Here is a 16447-nt window from a genome sequence, read left to right on the forward strand (position 1 = left end):
CGTCATCCGAGGCCGTTCATACCAGTGCGCTCTTCAAGGGCGCCATCCATACAAGCGAAGCATCGTTCACATGCCATTCCGTCTGACTTCCCGTCTCAACCGCGTTGCGAAGCGCGTCGTGCCGTCCGCTCCCGCCCGCTCGCTGCGCCATCACCGCGCCCGCACGCAGGCGCTCGCCGAGCACACGCACGCGCACGCGCACGCGCACAGCCGGCTGGACGGCATCCGTGCGTGGTTCCACGCATTCTTCTCGATGATGAGCGCGCAGGCGTTCGCACGCCGCGCCGGCCTGCGTTCGCTGCTGCAGAAGCCGTCGTCGCTGCGCGCGCTCGCGCTGCGCCGCACGCTCGGCCCGCAGCGCCGCATCAACCGCCCGCGCCGCCTCGCGGCCAGCAACGGGTGGTTTGGGTTCAGCGCACGCTGAAACCGCGCCGGCGGGCCGTGCCCGCCACGATCGCCGTCATTTCGCCGGCGCTCGACACGCATAAAAAAACCCCGGCATGCCGGGGTTTTTTGTTTCAGGCGGGACGACGCTTACGCGACGCGTGCCGTCGGCTCCACGCCGGCCGCTTCGGCCAGCACGAGTGCCTTGTCGGTTGCTTCCCACGAGAATTCCGGTTCTTCGCGACCGAAGTGGCCGTAAGCTGCCGTCTTCTCGTAGATCGGGCGCAGCAGGTCGAGCATCTTGATGATGCCCTTCGGACGCAGGTCGAAATGCTCGCGCACGAGCTTCGTGATCACGGCATCCGACACGCGGCCCGTGCCGAACGTGTTGACCATCACCGAGGTCGGCTCGGCGACGCCGATCGCGTACGACACCTGGATCAGCGCGCGCGATGCGAGGCCTGCCGCGACGATGTTCTTCGCGACGTAGCGGCCGGCATACGCTGCCGAACGGTCGACCTTCGACGGATCCTTGCCCGAGAACGCGCCGCCGCCGTGCGGTGCGGCACCGCCGTACGTGTCGACGATGATCTTGCGGCCCGTCAGGCCGCAGTCGCCCTGCGGGCCGCCGATCACGAACCGGCCGGTCGGGTTCACCAGGAACTTGATGTCGCCCTTGATCAGGTCGGCCGGCAGCGTCGGCTTGATGATTTCCTCGATCACGGCTTCGCGCAGCGCCGGCAGTTCGATGTCCGGTGCGTGCTGCGTCGACAGCACGACGGTGTCGATCGAATCCGGGCGGCCGTCGACGTAGCGAACCGTCACCTGCGACTTCGCGTCCGGACGCAGCCACGGCAGGCGGCCGTCGCGGCGCAGGCTGGCCTGGCGCTCGACGAGGCGGTGCGACAGGTAGATCGGCAGCGGCATCAGTTCCGGCGTTTCGTCGCATGCGTAACCGAACATCAGGCCCTGGTCGCCCGCGCCTTGATCGAGGTTGTCGTCATGTGCGCGATCGACGCCTTGCGCGATGTCGGGCGACTGCTTGTCGTACGCGACGAGCACCGCGCAACCCTTGTAGTCGATGCCGTAGTCGGTGTTGTCGTAGCCGATGCGCTTGATCGTGTCGCGCGCGATCTGGATGTAATCGATGTTCGCCGTCGTGGTGATTTCACCAGCCAGGACGACGAGACCCGTGTTGCACAGCGTTTCGGCCGCAACACGGGAATATTTGTCCTGCTCGAGGATGGCGTCGAGAATCGCGTCCGAGATTTGGTCCGCGACCTTGTCCGGATGGCCTTCAGAGACGGATTCGGACGTGAAGAGATAATCGTTTGCCACTTTTTCAGGCTCCTGTGTGGTTACGGTTGGTTTCACGTAGCCAGCTTCGTTGGGCCTGAAGCGGCGACGCTTTAGCGGATTACCAGGACCGGGCAGCGCGCTTCGCGCCAGCCGGCTTCGCCCCGCAAGTTGTCAGTTAACTCGGCGAAGCCCGTATTATAGCGACTTTCGTGAATTGTCACAGAGCGTCGCCCGTGCTGCATCGCCCGCTGTCCCCCCCCCCTGTTCGCAACGTGCCGGCCAGCCGGCCCCACGGAGATTCCGCATGCTAGGCCGCCTCGGCACGCATCTCGCCATCGGCTTTCTGAAGCTGCTCGCCCTGCTGCCGTACGGTTTGACCGCACGGTTCGGCGATGGCCTCGGCTGGCTGCTGTACCAGATTCCCAACCGGCGAAAGCGCATCGTACATACCAATCTGAAACTCTGCTTCCCCGACTGGAGCGACGAACGACGCGAGGAAGTGGCCGGCCAGCATTTCCGCCATGCGATCCGCAGCTACGTCGAGCGCAGCTATCAGTGGTTCGCGTCGGAAGAGGCCTACCGCAAGCTGTTCACGGTCGAGAGCGAGGTCGACCTCAGCGATCCGGACATGCCGCCGACCCTCCTGCTCGGCTTCCATTTCGTCGGCATCGAGGCCGGCTCGATGGCGATCAATCTCGCACTCGGCCGCACGTGCGGCTCGCTCTACACGCCGATGAAGAACCCGGAAATCGAAGCCGCGGCCAAAGCCGGCCGCAGCCGCTTCGGCGCGGAACTGGCGAGCCGGGCCGACAGCGCGCGTACCGTGCTGCGCTGGCTGCGCGACCGCAAGCCGGTGATGCTGGGCGCCGACATGGACTACGGGCTGCGCAACTCGACGTTCGTGCCCTTCTTCGGCGTACCCGCCTGCACGCTGACGGCCGTCGGCCGGTTCGCGAAGACCGGCCACGCGCAGGTTCTGCCCTTTATCGGCGAGGTGCTGCCGAACTACAAGGGCTACCGGCTGAAGGTCTTCAAGCCGTGGGCCGACTACCCGACCGGCGACGACGATCTCGACGCGCGGCGGATGAACGAATTCCTCGAGGAACAGATCCCGCTGATGCCCGAGCAGTACTACTGGGTTCACAAGCGCTTCAAGACGCGCCCGCCCGGCGAGCCGAGCCTGTACTGACCCTGCCGGGCGACACCCGCGGGCGCGCCGTCATGCGCGCGCCTGCGCCAAGCCCCGCTTCGAGACGCAGCGCCATTTCCGGCGCGATGCCGGCATGGCCGTGCAGGACGCCCCTGTCTGCTGCATGTATCATTTGCGGCTGAGATCAGCACGACGAACGACGCCGCCCGGCACGGCCGCCGGCCGTTCGCGTCGTGCTGGCCGCCTTGTTCGTCATGGAATTCCGGACCCAGTGAAACTCTCGTTCACCAAGATGCACGGCGCGGGCAACGACTTCGTCGTGCTCGACGGCTATTCGCGTGCGTTGCCGCCGCTCACCGAAGCGCAAGTGCGTGCGCTCGCCAACCGGCACTTCGGCATCGGCGCCGACCAGTTGCTGCTCGTCGAAAAGCCGACCGTCGACGGCGCGGATTTCAAGTACCGGATCTTCAATTGCGACGGCGGCGAGGTCGAACACTGCGGCAACGGCGCACGCTGCTTCGTGAAGTTCGTCAGCGACCGCGGCCTGACCGACAAGCGCAGCGTGCGCGTGCAGGTCATGAAGGGCCTGATCACGCTGACGCTGCAGGACAACGGCGAAGTCGTCGTCGACATGGGGGCGCCCGTGTTCGCGCCGGCGCAGGTGCCGTTTGATACGTCGGGCCTCGACGGCCGCGCCGAAGGCCGCGACACACTGTGGCCGCTGGACGTCGGCGGCGCGACGCGCTGGATTTCGGCGGTGTCGATGGGCAATCCGCATGCGGTGCAGGTCGTCGACGACGTCGAAGCGTATCCCGTGCTGGAAGATGGCCCGCTGATCGAACGCCATGCACGCTTCCCGCAGCGCGTGAACGCCGGCTTCATGCAGATCGTGTCGCGCCACGAAGTGAAGCTGCGCGTGTACGAACGCGGCGCGGGCGAGACGCTCGCGTGCGGCACCGGTGCGTGCGCGGCGGTCGCGGCCGGCATCCGGCGCGGCCTGCTCGATTCGCCCGTGACCGTCCATACGCACGGCGGCACGCTGACGATCGGCTGGGACGGCGCGCGCGACGAAGCCGCCGCGCTGATGATGGCCGGGCCCGCCGCGACCGTGTTCGAAGGCGAGATCGACCTGAACGCCTGACCCTGCAACGTCCTTGATAACTGAACGCTCCAGCCACATGAACGATCGCGAAGTCGCCGACTACCTGCTCGCCAATCCCGAATTCTTCGCGCAGCACGCCGAACTGCTCGCGACGATCCGCCTCGCGAACCCGCACGGCAAGGCCGCGATCTCGCTGCAGGAGCGGCAGATGGAGATGCTGCGCGACAAGAACAAGCATCTCGAGCGCCGGCTCGCCGAGCTCGTGCGCTACGGCCACGAGAACGACAGCCTGTCCGCGAAGTTCAGCCGCTGGACCGCGCGCGTGATCGCGGAACGCGACCCGTACGCGCTGCCGCGCACGATCGCCGAAGGCCTCGCCGACGTGTTCGACGTGCCGCAAACCGCGCTGCGCGTGTGGGACGTCGCCGACACCTACGCGCAGGCCGATTTCGCGCGCCAGGTCGGCGAGGAAGTGCGCCTGTTCACGAACGGGCTGTCGACGCCGTACTGCGGCGCGAACACCGGTTTCGAGGCCGCCCAGTGGCTCGCGCCCGCGCTCGCGGCACCGGCCGTGAATGCGGCGGAAGGCGCCGAAGCCGCGCCGGCCGGCGACGGCACGGCCGCGTCGGTCGCGCTGCTCGCGCTGCGCGCGCCGCTCGCCGGCACCGATGCGCCCGCGTTCGGCCTGCTCGTGCTCGGCTCGCCCGATCCGCGCCGCTTCCACGACGGAATGGCGACCGACTTCCTCGCGCAGATCGCGACGCTTGCAAGCGCCGCGCTCACGCGCCTGCTGCCGCACTGATGTCGCGCCCGCGATGACCGACGATCCGATCGCCGCCTACCTGTCGAACCTGAAGCACGTCAGGCAGCTGTCGGAACACACGCTGCGTGCGTACACGCACGAACTCGACGAACTGAAGAAGCTCGCCGCCGGTCGCCCGCTCGACGCGCTGACGGCCGCCGACATGCGCGGCGCGGTCGCGCGCGCACATGCGGGCGGACTGTCCGCGCGCTCGATCTCGCACCGGCTGTCCGCCTGGCGCGCGTTCTACCGCTGGCTCGCGCAGCGCATCGAGATGCCCGCGAACCCGGTCGCCGCGGTGCGCGCGCCGAAGCGCCCGAAAACCCTGCCGAAAGCGCTGTCGGTCGACGACGCATCGGCGCTGATGGACGCGCCGCTCGCCGGCACGACCGAAGGCATCCGCGATCACGCGATCCTCGAGCTGTTCTATTCATCGGGGCTGCGCCTCGCCGAACTGGTCGGGCTCGACGTCATGTACACGCAGGCCGACGGCTACCGCTCGGCCGGCTGGCTCGATCTCGCCGAAGCCGAAGTCACCGTGCGCGGCAAGGGCAACAAGGAACGCAAGGTGCCGGTCGGCCGCAAGGCGATCGATGCGCTGAACGCGTGGCTCGCGGTGCGCGGCGAATTCGTGAAGCACGACCCGCATCCGCTGTTCGTGTCCGTGCGCGGCAACCGGATGGCGCCGGGCGTCGTGCGCGACCGCGTGAAGCGCGCGGCGCTCGCCGCGGGCATCCCCGCCAACGTCCACCCGCACGTGCTGCGCCATTCGTTCGCGACGCACGTGCTGCAGTCGAGCGGCGACCTGCGCGCGGTGCAGGAACTGCTTGGCCACGCGAGCGTCGCCGCGACGCAGGTCTACACGTCGCTCGACTTCCAGCACCTCGCGAAGATTTACGACAGCGCGCATCCGCGCGCGAAGAAGCGCGACTGACGCGCGTCCCGTATTACCCGCCGCGCGCGGCGGCCGGCCACGGCCGGCTTCGCGCACGGCCCATTTCGATCTCATCATGCAAACCGTCACCCTCAAGCCGTCCAAGGAAAAATCGCTGCTGCGCCGCCATCCGTGGATCTACGCCAATGCGATCGACCGCGTCGACGGCAAGCCTGCGCCCGGCGCGACCGTCATCGTGCGTGCGCACGACGGCCGCTTCCTCGCGCGCGGCGCGTACAGCCCGCAGTCGCAGATCCGCGTGCGCGTGTGGAGCTTCGACGAGAACGAGCCGATCGATCACGCCTTCTTCAAGCGCCGCGTGCAGCGCGCGGTCGCGCACCGTACGACCATGGTGTCGGGCACGGGCGCGGTGCGGCTCGTGTTCGGCGAGGCCGACGGGCTGCCGGGGCTGATCGTCGACTACTACGTCGCGGACACGGCCGAAGCCGGCGCCGCGCCGCGCGGCCAGCTCGTCTGCCAGTTCATGGCCGCGGGCGTCGAAGCATGGAAGGAGGCGATCGTCGCGGCACTCACCGGCGCGACCGGCTGCCCGAACGTGTACGAGCGCTCGGACGTGTCGATCCGCGACAAGGAAGGGCTCGAACAGACGACCGGCGTGCTGGCCGGCGATGCGCCGCCCGCGACGCTGATCTCGAACGAAAACGGCGTGCGCTATCACGTCGACGTGCCGAACGGCCACAAGACGGGCTTCTACGTCGATCAGCGCGACAACCGTGCGCTGGTCGCGCAGTACGCGGCCGACCGCGACGTGCTGAACTGCTTCTGCTACACGGGCGGCTTCTCGCTCGCGGCGCTCAAGGGCGGCGCGAAACGCGTCGTGTCGATCGACTCGTCGGGCGATGCGCTCGCGCTCGCGCAGCAGAACGTCGTGGCCAACGGCTTCGACGCCGAACGCGCGACCTGGCTCGACGCCGATGCATTCAAGACGCTGCGCCGCCTCGTCGACGAAGGCGAGCGTTTCGACCTGATCGTGCTCGATCCGCCGAAGTTCGCGCCGACCCGCGACAGCGTCGATCGCGCGGCGCGCGCCTACAAGGACATCAACCTGAGCGGCTTCAAGCTGCTGCGCCCGGGCGGCCTGCTGTTCACGTACTCGTGCTCGGGCGCGATCGACATGGACCTGTTCCAGAAGATCGTCGCGGGCGCGGCGGCCGACGCGAAAGTCGACGCGCGCATCCTGAAGCGGCTCGGCGCGGGCATCGACCACCCGCTGCTCGCCGCGTTCCCGGAAGGCGAATATCTGAAGGGCCTGCTGTTGCAAATCGTCTGATCGCCCCGATCTTGGCGGACATCCCGGCGCGCCAGCCCGATCTGGCGGGCCAGCGCTTTCGCCTGTCGTCCGGACGACGGGCGGGGGCTTGACAGGTATGTTTCAATGGATGGTTGTGCGCCCCCGTTCGCAGCGGGAGGCGCGACGCACATCCTGGTTTTGACCCCGATTCACGAACCACAGGCGACCGACATGGCCACTCCCGTCACCATCCTCACCGGCTTCCTCGGCAGCGGCAAGACGACGCTGCTCAAGCGCATCCTGAACGAACAGCACGGCATGAAGATCGCCGTGATCGAGAACGAGTTCGGCGAAGAGAACATCGACAACGAGATCCTCGTGCAGGATTCGAACGAGCAGATCATCCAGATGAGCAACGGCTGCATCTGCTGCACGATCCGCGGCGACCTCGCCCGCGCGCTCGGCGATCTGGCCGCGAAGAAGCGCGAAGGCAAGCTCGACTTCGACCGCATCGTGATCGAAACCACCGGCCTCGCGAACCCGGGCCCCGTCGCACAGACCTTCTTCATCGACAGCGAAATCGCCGACGACTTCCTGCTCGACGCGGTCATCACGCTCGTCGACGCGAAGCACGCGAACGCGCAGCTCGACGAACACGAAGTCGTGCAGCGCCAGGTCGGCTTCGCCGACCGCCTGTTCATCACGAAGTCGGACCTCGTCGACGACCAGACCGTCGCCGACCTCAAGCACCGCCTGATGCACATGAACCCGAAGGCGACGATCAAGATCGTCAACTTCGGCGAAGCCGACATCAAGGAAATCTTCGATCTGCGCGGCTTCAACCTGAATGCGAAGCTCGAGATCGACCCGGATTTCCTCGCCGAGGACGATCACGCGCACGATCACCACGATCACGGCCATGATCACGATCACGCCAATTGCGACCACGATCACGGTCAATGCGCGCACGATCACGACCACGGCCATCACCACCACCACGCGCACCACGACGACAAGATCAAGTCGTTCGTGTATCGCAACGACCGCCCGTTCGACCCGAACAAGCTGGAAGACTTCCTCGGCGGCATCCTGCAGATCTACGGCGAACGGATGCTGCGCTACAAGGGCGTGCTGTACATGAAGGGCGTCGATCGCAAGGTCGTGTTCCAGGGCGTGCACCAGATGATGGGCAGCGACCTCGCCGCGAAGTGGCTGCCGGTCGAGAAGAAGACCAACAAGATGGTGTTCATCGGCGTCGATCTGCCGCAGGACCTGATCACCGACGGCCTCGACGCCTGCCTCGCCTGAGCGTTCAGGCCCCGGCATCGGGCGCCTTCCACGCGGCCGCCTTCGCGGGCGGCCGCGGTGCTTGTGTGGCGCCCTTGCGCGGCAAGGGTTTCACCGTCATCGCTTTTTCGCGATTTGCGCGTTATATTTTCTAGATATTGGCGCAGCCGACGGGGATCGACCCGATACGGCGCCCGCTTGCGATTCAGTTACAATACGTGCCCGCTGGAGTACGGCAATAACAGGCCCGGTTCTTGCTGAACCAATACCGGGCGTCGCAACCGCGCCGGATCGCCCATCCGCCACCCGGCCGCGGCCGATGCGATTTGCCGCGCAGCACCGGTTCGCCGCGCGCAAATCAGCGCCAGGCCTGTCCTGGTATTTGAGAACCGGTTTTCCAGAGGCTTTCGGCCCCGCGGCGGCAGATCGCAAATGATTGCAAGCGCGGTTGCGGGTAATCCCAAAGTGCAGGCAATATCTCCTGATTTGCCGCACATTGAAGAAGCAAGCAGATGACGAAGAAACTCTTGACCGAAGCCGAAATCCTGAAGATGAGCGACAAGGATTACATGAATGAGGATCAGCTCGCCTTCTTCAAAAATCGGCTCGAACAGTTGCAGGCGGACATCCTCAAGAATGCCGGCCAGACGACCGAGAATCTGCGCGAGACGGTGATCGTGCCCGACCCCGCCGATCGTGCGACGATCGAGGAAGAGCACGCGCTCGAGCTGCGTACGCGCGATCGCGAACGCAAACTCCTCAAGAAGGTTCAGCAGTCGCTCGCCCGCATCGATTCCGGCGATTACGGCTGGTGCGAGGAAACCGGCGAACCGATCGGCATTCCGCGCCTGCTCGCGCGCCCGACGGCCACGCTGTCGCTCGAGGCGCAAGAGCGCCGCGAGCTGCGCCAGAAGCTGTTCGGCGACTGATCGAGCGGCGTTCCGCTCTGACACGCTGCTTCCCGGAAGCGCGCGGCCTGCCGCGCGCTTTTTGTTTTTCCGGCGCCGGTTCCCGGCCGGCCGATTTGCCCCTCCTCCTCTTGATATCCCGGCGCCCGCCCTAAAATGAATCGGACGCGCGCCGGGCCGCTCCCCGGCGCACTGCGATTCACGCGGCGGCGCCTCGCGCCGCCCGACTCTTCCCCGTTTTTCTCAAGGAACGCAGATGGAGCAATTTCACGGCACGACCATCGTTTCGGTCCGGCGCGGCGACAAGGTCGCGCTCGGCGGCGACGGCCAGGTAACCCTCGGCAACATCGTCATGAAGGGTGGCGCGCGGAAAGTGCGGCGGATCTACAACAACCAGGTTCTGGTCGGATTCGCGGGCGGCACCGCCGATGCGTTCTCGCTGCTCGATCGCTTCGAGGCGAAGCTCGAGAAGCACCAGGGCAACCTGACCCGCGCGGCGGTCGAGCTCGCGAAGGACTGGCGCACCGACCGGATGCTGCGCCGCCTCGAGGCGATGCTGATCACGGCCGATGCAACCACCACGCTCGTGATCACCGGCAACGGCGACGTGCTCGACCCCGAAGGCGGGATCTGCGCGATCGGCTCGGGCGGTGCCTATGCGCAGGCCGCGGCTCGCGCGCTCGTCGAGAACACCGAGCTGTCGCCGCGCGAGATCGTCGAGAAATCGCTCGGGATCGCCGGCGATATGTGCATCTACACGAACCACAACCGCATCATCGAAACGATCGAGTAAGGACCGCACCATGAGCACCATGACCCCTGCCGAGATCGTCTCGGAACTCGACAAGCACATCATCGGTCAGGCCAAGGCGAAGAAGGCCGTCGCGGTCGCATTGCGCAACCGCTGGCGCCGCCAGCAGGTCGGCGAGCCGCTGCGCCAGGAAATCACGCCGAAGAACATCCTGATGATCGGGCCGACGGGCGTCGGCAAGACCGAAATCGCGCGCCGCCTCGCGAAGCTCGCCGATGCGCCGTTCGTCAAGATCGAAGCAACCAAGTTCACCGAAGTCGGCTACGTCGGCCGTGACGTCGACAGCATCGTGCGCGACCTGATCGAGATCTCGATCAAGCAGACGCGTGAATCCGAGATGCGCAAGGTGCGCAGCAAGGCGACCGACCAGGCGGAAGACCGCATCCTCGACGTCCTGCTGCCGCAACCGCGCGCGGTCGGCTTCGGCGGCAACGCCGATCATGCGAACGACGACAACAACGCGACGCGCCAGACCTTCCGCAAGCGCCTGCGCGAAGGCCAGCTCGACGACAAGGAAGTCGAGCTCGACCTCGAGCAGCCGTCGGCCGGCATGGACATCATGGCGCCGCCGGGGATGGAAGAGATGACCGAGCAGATCCGCTCGATGTTCTCGAACCTCGGCAGCGGCAAGAAGCAGCGTCGCAAGGTAAAGATCAAGGAAGCGCTGAAGCTGCTGACCGACGAGGAAGCAGCGAAGATGCTCAACGACGAGGAAGTGAAGACGAAGGCCGTGCAGAACGTCGAGCAGAACGGCATCGTGTTCCTCGACGAGATCGACAAGATCACGTCGCGCAACAACGAAGGCAGCGGCGGCGAAGTGTCGCGCCAGGGCGTGCAGCGCGACCTGCTGCCGCTCGTCGAGGGCACGACCGTCAACACGAAGTACGGGATGGTGAAGACCGATCACATCCTGTTCATCGCGAGCGGCGCGTTCCACCTCGCGAAGCCGAGCGACCTGATTCCCGAACTGCAGGGGCGCTTTCCGATCCGCGTCGAGCTCGACTCGCTGTCGGTGGAGGATTTCGAGGCAATCCTCGACGCGACCGACGCGAGCCTCGTCAAGCAGTACCAGGCGCTGCTCGCCACGGAAGACGTGCACCTCGAGTTCGCCGCGGACGGCATCCGCCGCCTCGCCGAGATCGCATATGCGGTCAACGAGAAGACCGAGAACATCGGTGCGCGCCGGCTGTACACGGTGATCGAGAAGCTGCTCGAGGAAGTGTCGTTCTCGGCCGGCAACCACGCCGGCGAGCGCGTGACGATCGACGCGAAATATGTCGAGCGTGCGCTCGGCGAAGTGTCGCAGGACGAAGACCTGTCGCGCTACGTGCTGTAACGCGCGCGGCGTCGAATGCGAAACGGGCGGCCCGGCGGGCCGCCCGTTTTCGTTGGTGCCGTTGGTGCCGTTGGTGCCGTTGGTGCCGTTGGTGCCGTTGGTGCCGTTGGTGCCGTTGGTGCCGTTGGTGCCGTTGGTGCCGTGTTGCGACAGGCCGACGGCGCGGCGCCGCTTACTGGCGCACCGGCTTCTTCGCGAGCTTGCGCTGCAGCGTGCGGCGGTGCATGTTCAGCGCGCGCGCGGTGGCCGAGATGTTGTTGTTGTTCTCCGCGAGCACGCGCTGGATGTGCTCCCATTCGAGCCGGTCGACCGACAGCACGACCGGATTCTCGAGCGCCTCGTCGGCCTGCACTTCGCTGGCGTTGGTCTGCAGCGCGGCCAGGATCGACTCGATGTTCGCCGGCTTCGCGAGATAGTTGTCGGCGCCTTCCTTCACGGCCTGCACGGCGGTCGCGATGCTCGCATAGCCGGTCAGCACGAGGATCCGCGCGTCGGGCTGCAGGTCGCACAGCGGCGCGATCAGGCTCAGGCCCGAATCCTCGCCGAGATGCAGGTCGACGGTGATGAACTGGAACTTGCCGCCGGCCGCGAGCCGCAGCGCCGCCTCCTTGTCGTGCGCCTGCTGGACCGCATAGCCGCGGCGCTCGAGGCCGCGCGCGAGCGTGCCCGCGAACACCTCGTTGTCGTCGATCACCAGGAAATTGTTCTCGCTCATGTGGTTTCTCCGTCTACGTGTTGGTTGAGGCGGCCGGCGCCGCGATGCGCGCCACCGGCAGGCGCAGCACCGCGCGCGTGCCGCGGCCCGGCGAGCCGGCCGGGCGGCTGTCCGGCGTGGCTGCCGCTCGTTCGGTCGTGCGCTGGCCCGACGCAGCAGCGGCGTGACCATTCGCGCCCCCAGCGGCGCGCCCGTTACCGCCCGCCGCGCGCGGCATGACATCGGACAGCTCGATCTCGCCGCCCAGGCGCACGGCTGCGCTGAACGCGAGGTACAGGCCGACTCCGTGTCCGCCCTGCGTGCTGTCGACCGGCATCGCGCCGAGCGATTCGCGCAACGCGGCCGGAATGCCCGGGCCGTCGTCGCATACTTCGAATTCGATCTGGTCGGCCGCCCGCTCGTTGTGCGAGAGCTTCGCGGCCAGTGTCACGCGATGCGGACTCGCCCGCGCGGCATTGTCGAGCAGGATCGTCAGGATCTGGCCGGCCGCGACCGTGTCGTCGAGCGCGACGCCCGACGGGCGCGCGCCGAGCAATTCGAACTGCACATGCGGATGCCGCAGGCGCCAGTGCTCGACGAAGGTATCGAGCCAGTCGTCCACCGGCTGGCGGCTCGCCGGCGCGCTCGCGCGGCTGCGCAGGCGCGCGAGCGCCGACGTGCAGAGCGTCATCTGCTCTTCCAGCACCTTCAGGTCGGCCTCGTAGCGCGCCAGCCCCGGATCGGCGCGCGCCGCGTCGCGCAGCTCCTCCGCGAGCATCGCGATCGTCGACAGCGGCGTGCCCATCTCGTGTGCGACGGTGGCGGCCTGCACGCCGAGCGCGACCGCCCGCTCGTCGCGCAGCAGGTGCGCCTGCGCTTCGCCGAGCGCCGAATCGCGCTGGCGCAGCGCGTTCGACATGCGCGCGACGAACCACGCGATCAGCCCGACGCTGACCATGAAGTTCACCCACATCCCGGTGCGGTAGTAGTCGAACAGGTTCGCCGGGTTATCCATGTTGAGGGGCACCGAATCGAAGCCGAGCGCCGCGTAGCACGCGACCGCAAACGCCGCGAGCCAGATCATCAGGTGCCACGGCAGCACGGCCGCCGCGATCGCGAGCGACGGCAGGTACAGCGACACGAACGGGTTGGTCGTGCCGCCCGACAGGAACAGCAGCGCCGACAGCGCACCGAGGTCGACCCACAGCTGGCCGAGCAGCTCGAAATCGGTCTCGGGCCGCGCGCGCAGCACGCGCACCCAGGTCAGCGCGTTGAAAACGATTTCGAGCGCGATGACCATCAGCATTGCCGGCAACGGCAGGTGCACGCCGAAATAGGTCTGCACGACGCCGATCGTCACGAGCTGGCCGATGATCGCGAGATTGCGCAGCCAGAACAGGTGACTGAGGTTGACGCGCCCGGTGGTGGTGATTCGTTGCATCCGAGCAGTTTACCCGTTTAGCGCACGGCGCCTCTACCGGGGGCCGGATCGTGGCGGACGAACGCATGCACGAACGCACGAAGGGACGGCCGGACAAGCCGGCGTCCCGGCCGGTTGCACGAGCCTGCGCCGTCAGCCGGCCGCACCGGCCATGCGCTGGGCGATCTCGTCGGCGAGGCACTCGGGGCACCGGCAGCGCGTGCCGGCCGCCGGCGGCGCGCCGCCGGGCACGACCGGCATCGACGCGCACCAGCAGTCGAACGGCTGGGTACGGGCGCCGCAATCGAAGCCGCGCCCGCAGTGCGGGCAGCGGGCGCGGCGCGGGGTCGAGCGGGCGTCGACGGCGGAATCGGTCATGGCGAAGGCGCGGTAACGGGCATGAACGTCACCCTACGCGACAAGCATAGCGCGGCGGACGGATTTTGCACGTCGGCCGGTCGGCCGATGCGTCCCGCAAACACGTCCGGGCACACGCGCCGCCCGCCCGAACCGCGTCGCCGTCGCGTGGCCCCGCGCCATGGCCGGCGGGCCGCCGCGTATGGCCCACGGCCCGCACCACCCACCGTCCGGCCAGCCCAAAAACCCGATGCTGCGCTGCGCCACTCCTGTACAATTCGCCCTGTTTCAACGTTCCCAGCCAGAGCTGCCGCCATGTCCGAGCCCATCGACCTCTCGCAGATCGCCCCCACGCTGAAAGCAGGAATCCTCGCGGAAGCGCTGCCGTACATCCGCCGCTACCACGGCAAGACCGTAGTCATCAAATACGGCGGCAATGCGATGACGGAAGAGCGGCTCAAGCAAGGCTTCGCCCGCGACGTGATCCTGCTGAAACTGGTCGGCATCAATCCGGTGATCGTCCACGGCGGCGGTCCGCAGATCGATCAGGCACTGAAGAAGATCGGCAAGGCCGGCACCTTCATCCAGGGCATGCGCGTCACCGACGAAGAGACGATGGAAGTCGTCGAATGGGTGCTGGGCGGCGAAGTGCAGCAGGACATCGTGACGCTGATCAACCACTTCGGCGGCCATGCGGTGGGCCTGACGGGCAAGGACGGCGGCCTGATCCACGCGCGCAAGCTGCTGATGCCGGACCGCGACAACCCGGGCCAGTACATCGACATCGGCCAGGTCGGCGAAGTCGAGGCGATCAATCCGGCCGTCGTGAAGGCGCTGCAGGACGACGCGTTCATCCCGGTGATCTCGCCGATCGGCTTCGGTGAGGACGGTCTCTCGTACAACATCAATGCCGACCTCGTCGCCGGCAAGCTCGCGACCGTGCTGAACGCCGAGAAGCTGCTGATGATGACCAACATCCCCGGCGTGATGGACAAGGACGGCAACCTGCTGACCGACCTGTCGGCACGCGAGATCGACGCGCTGTTCGAGGACGGCACGATCTCGGGCGGCATGCTGCCGAAGATCTCGTCGGCGCTCGACGCCGCGAAGAGCGGCGTGAAGTCGGTGCACATCGTCGACGGACGGATCGAGCACTCGGTGCTGCTGGAAATCCTGACCGAGCAGCCGTTCGGCACGATGATCCGCTCGCATTGAGCACACGCCGCCTGCCCAAGCGTCCCGACCTGCCGGCGTCGCTGCGACGCCGGCGCATCTCCCGCAGCCGGCCGCGGGCCGGCGCGCCCGTCTGGCTGTTCGATCTCGACAACACGCTGCACCACGCATCGCACGCGATCTTTCCGGAGATCAACCGCGCGATGACGCAGTACATCATCGACACGCTCCACGTCGGGCGTGCCGAGGCCGACCGGCTGCGCACCGGCTACACGCAGCGCTACGGCGCCGCGCTCCTCGGCCTCACGCGCCATCATCCGATCGATCCGAACGACTTCCTGCGGGTCGTCCACACGTTTGCCGACCTGCCCGCGATGCTGCGCGCCGAGCGCGGCCTCGCGCGCATCATCGCCGCGCTGCCGGGCCGCAAGTTCGTGCTGACCAACGCGCCGGAGAACTACGCGCGTGCGGTACTGCGCGAGCTGCGCATCGAGCGGCTGTTCGAGCGCGTGATCGCGATCGAGCACATGCGCGACCGGCGCACCTGGCGCGCGAAGCCCGACCACACGATGCTGCGCCGGACCTTGCGTGCCGCGCATGCGCGGCTGGCCGACGCGATCCTCGTCGAAGATACCCGCAGCCATCTGAAACGCTACAAGCGGCTCGGCATCGGTACCGTATGGATCACCGGCCACCTGCCGGGCCATCTGCCGAGCATCGGCCGTCCACATTATGTCGACCAGCGCATTCGTTCGTTAAAATCGCTCCGACTGGGCACACGATCGGGGCGACAGAAATGCAGCCGACTTACCCGCAGGACCAAGCCGTAAAGGAAGACCAGGCCACGCCGTCCCGCCCGCGCCCGAAGCCGGGCGAGCGGCGCGTGATGATCCTGCAGACGCTCGCCGCGATGCTCGAGGCACCCAAGGCCGAAAAAATCACGACCGCCGCGCTCGCGGCCCGGCTCGACGTGTCGGAAGCGGCGCTCTACCGGCATTTCGCCAGCAAGGCGAAGATGTACGAAGGGTTGATCGAATTCATCGAGCAGACGCTGTTCGGCCTCGTCAACCAGATCGTCGCGAAGGAGCCGAACGGCGTGCTGCAAGCACGCACGATCGCGCTGACGATGCTCAATTTCGCCGCGAAGAATCCGGGCATGACGCGCGTGCTGACCGGTGAGGCACTCGTCGGAGAGGACGAGCGCCTCACCGAACGCGTGAACCAGCTGCTCGACCGGATCGAGGCGACCGTCAAGCAATGCCTGCGCGTTGCGCGCACGGAGGCGGATGCGCCCGACGGTGCGACGCCGTTCGAACTGCCGGCCGACTACGATCCCGCCGCGCGCGCGAGCCTGCTCGTCAGCTACGTGATCGGCCGGTGGCACCGCTTCGCGAAGGGCGGGTTCCAGAAGCCGCCCGCCGAGCAGGCCGATGCGCATTTGCGACTAATTCTGCGATAAAGCGCGAGGCGACGACGGAAGCGCCGCGGGGCGCTTTCATCCAGCGGAATCGCGTGATGACATCACCGACGTGCTAGCG

Annotated in this window: 17 protein-coding genes; 13 read left to right on the forward strand and 4 right to left on the reverse strand. The window is 67.2% G+C overall.

Annotation, left to right across the window (positions count from 1 at the left end):
• Positions 1 to 70 precede the first annotated feature (70 nt).
• Positions 71 to 424: a hypothetical protein gene (locus tag ACVK00_RS13790; RefSeq protein WP_284892950.1), complete on the forward strand. Its 354-nt coding sequence runs from the start codon at positions 71 to 73 to the stop codon at positions 422 to 424.
• Between the two features lie 110 nt (positions 425 to 534).
• On the opposite strand, the gene metK is transcribed toward ACVK00_RS13790, so the two are convergent.
• A complete protein-coding gene (gene metK, locus ACVK00_RS13795) occupies positions 535 to 1722 on the reverse strand; it encodes a methionine adenosyltransferase (RefSeq protein WP_006753004.1) in 1188 nt (395 codons plus the stop codon).
• 265 nt (positions 1723 to 1987) lie between these two features.
• On the opposite strand from metK, the gene ACVK00_RS13800 reads away from it, so the two are divergent.
• From ACVK00_RS13800 to hslU, 9 genes are all read left to right on the forward strand, one after another.
• Positions 1988 to 2872, forward strand: a complete 885-nt coding sequence (locus tag ACVK00_RS13800; RefSeq protein ID WP_284892946.1) for a lipid A biosynthesis lauroyl acyltransferase — start codon at positions 1988 to 1990, stop codon at positions 2870 to 2872.
• Between the two features lie 232 nt (positions 2873 to 3104).
• The gene (gene dapF, locus ACVK00_RS13805) at positions 3105 to 3974 is read left to right on the forward strand and encodes a diaminopimelate epimerase (protein WP_284892944.1); all 870 of its coding nucleotides are present in this window, start codon (positions 3105 to 3107) and stop codon (positions 3972 to 3974) included.
• A gap of 37 nt (positions 3975 to 4011) precedes the next feature.
• On the forward strand, positions 4012 to 4737 hold the full coding sequence (locus ACVK00_RS13810; RefSeq protein ID WP_228906181.1) for a DUF484 family protein: 726 nt from the start codon (positions 4012 to 4014) through the stop codon (positions 4735 to 4737).
• Positions 4738 to 4750: 13 nt separating this feature from the next.
• The gene (gene xerC, locus ACVK00_RS13815; RefSeq protein WP_124499908.1) at positions 4751 to 5671 is read left to right on the forward strand and encodes a tyrosine recombinase XerC; all 921 of its coding nucleotides are present in this window, start codon (positions 4751 to 4753) and stop codon (positions 5669 to 5671) included.
• Between the two features lie 76 nt (positions 5672 to 5747).
• Positions 5748 to 6962 (forward strand): class I SAM-dependent rRNA methyltransferase, encoded by a 1215-nt coding sequence (locus ACVK00_RS13820; protein WP_284892940.1) that lies wholly within the window; start codon positions 5748 to 5750, stop codon positions 6960 to 6962.
• Between the two features lie 192 nt (positions 6963 to 7154).
• A complete protein-coding gene (locus ACVK00_RS13825) occupies positions 7155 to 8231 on the forward strand; it encodes a CobW family GTP-binding protein (protein WP_284892938.1) in 1077 nt (358 codons plus the stop codon).
• Positions 8232 to 8722: 491 nt separating this feature from the next.
• Positions 8723 to 9139, forward strand: a complete 417-nt coding sequence (gene dksA / locus ACVK00_RS13830) for an RNA polymerase-binding protein DksA (RefSeq protein WP_006477498.1) — start codon at positions 8723 to 8725, stop codon at positions 9137 to 9139.
• Positions 9140 to 9374: 235 nt separating this feature from the next.
• Positions 9375 to 9911 (forward strand): ATP-dependent protease subunit HslV, encoded by a 537-nt coding sequence (gene hslV / locus ACVK00_RS13835; protein WP_006477497.1) that lies wholly within the window; start codon positions 9375 to 9377, stop codon positions 9909 to 9911.
• Positions 9912 to 9921: 10 nt separating this feature from the next.
• On the forward strand, positions 9922 to 11265 hold the full coding sequence (hslU, locus tag ACVK00_RS13840; protein WP_175699635.1) for an ATP-dependent protease ATPase subunit HslU: 1344 nt from the start codon (positions 9922 to 9924) through the stop codon (positions 11263 to 11265).
• A gap of 172 nt (positions 11266 to 11437) precedes the next feature.
• Here hslU and ACVK00_RS13845 read toward each other — a convergent pair whose 3' ends face one another.
• The 3 genes from ACVK00_RS13845 to ACVK00_RS13855 form a co-directional block, all read right to left on the reverse strand.
• The gene (locus tag ACVK00_RS13845) at positions 11438 to 11980 is read right to left on the reverse strand and encodes a response regulator transcription factor (RefSeq protein WP_011658200.1); all 543 of its coding nucleotides are present in this window, start codon (positions 11978 to 11980) and stop codon (positions 11438 to 11440) included.
• Between the two features lie 13 nt (positions 11981 to 11993).
• Entirely contained in the window at positions 11994 to 13400 is a 1407-nt protein-coding gene (locus ACVK00_RS13850) for an ATP-binding protein (RefSeq protein ID WP_284900037.1), read from the reverse strand.
• 132 nt (positions 13401 to 13532) lie between these two features.
• Positions 13533 to 13757, reverse strand: coding sequence for a cysteine-rich CWC family protein (locus ACVK00_RS13855; protein ID WP_043176536.1), 225 nt, complete (start codon positions 13755 to 13757; stop codon positions 13533 to 13535).
• A 294-nt stretch (positions 13758 to 14051) separates the two neighbouring features.
• On the opposite strand from ACVK00_RS13855, the gene argB reads away from it, so the two are divergent.
• The 3 genes from argB to slmA are packed head-to-tail and all read left to right on the forward strand — an operon-like array spanning position 14052 to position 16368.
• Complete coding sequence (gene argB, locus ACVK00_RS13860; protein ID WP_228906190.1) at positions 14052 to 14951, forward strand: acetylglutamate kinase; 900 nt, start codon at positions 14052 to 14054, stop codon at positions 14949 to 14951.
• Entirely contained in the window at positions 14948 to 15739 is a 792-nt protein-coding gene (locus ACVK00_RS13865) for a pyrimidine 5'-nucleotidase (protein WP_166724785.1), read from the forward strand. The genes argB and ACVK00_RS13865 overlap by 4 nt, the downstream gene beginning before the upstream one ends.
• The gene (gene slmA, locus ACVK00_RS13870) at positions 15706 to 16368 is read left to right on the forward strand and encodes a nucleoid occlusion factor SlmA (protein WP_228906192.1); all 663 of its coding nucleotides are present in this window, start codon (positions 15706 to 15708) and stop codon (positions 16366 to 16368) included. The genes ACVK00_RS13865 and slmA overlap by 34 nt, the downstream gene beginning before the upstream one ends.
• Positions 16369 to 16447: the final 79 nt, after the last annotated feature.

The organism is Burkholderia sp. PvR073 (assembly GCF_054055695.1).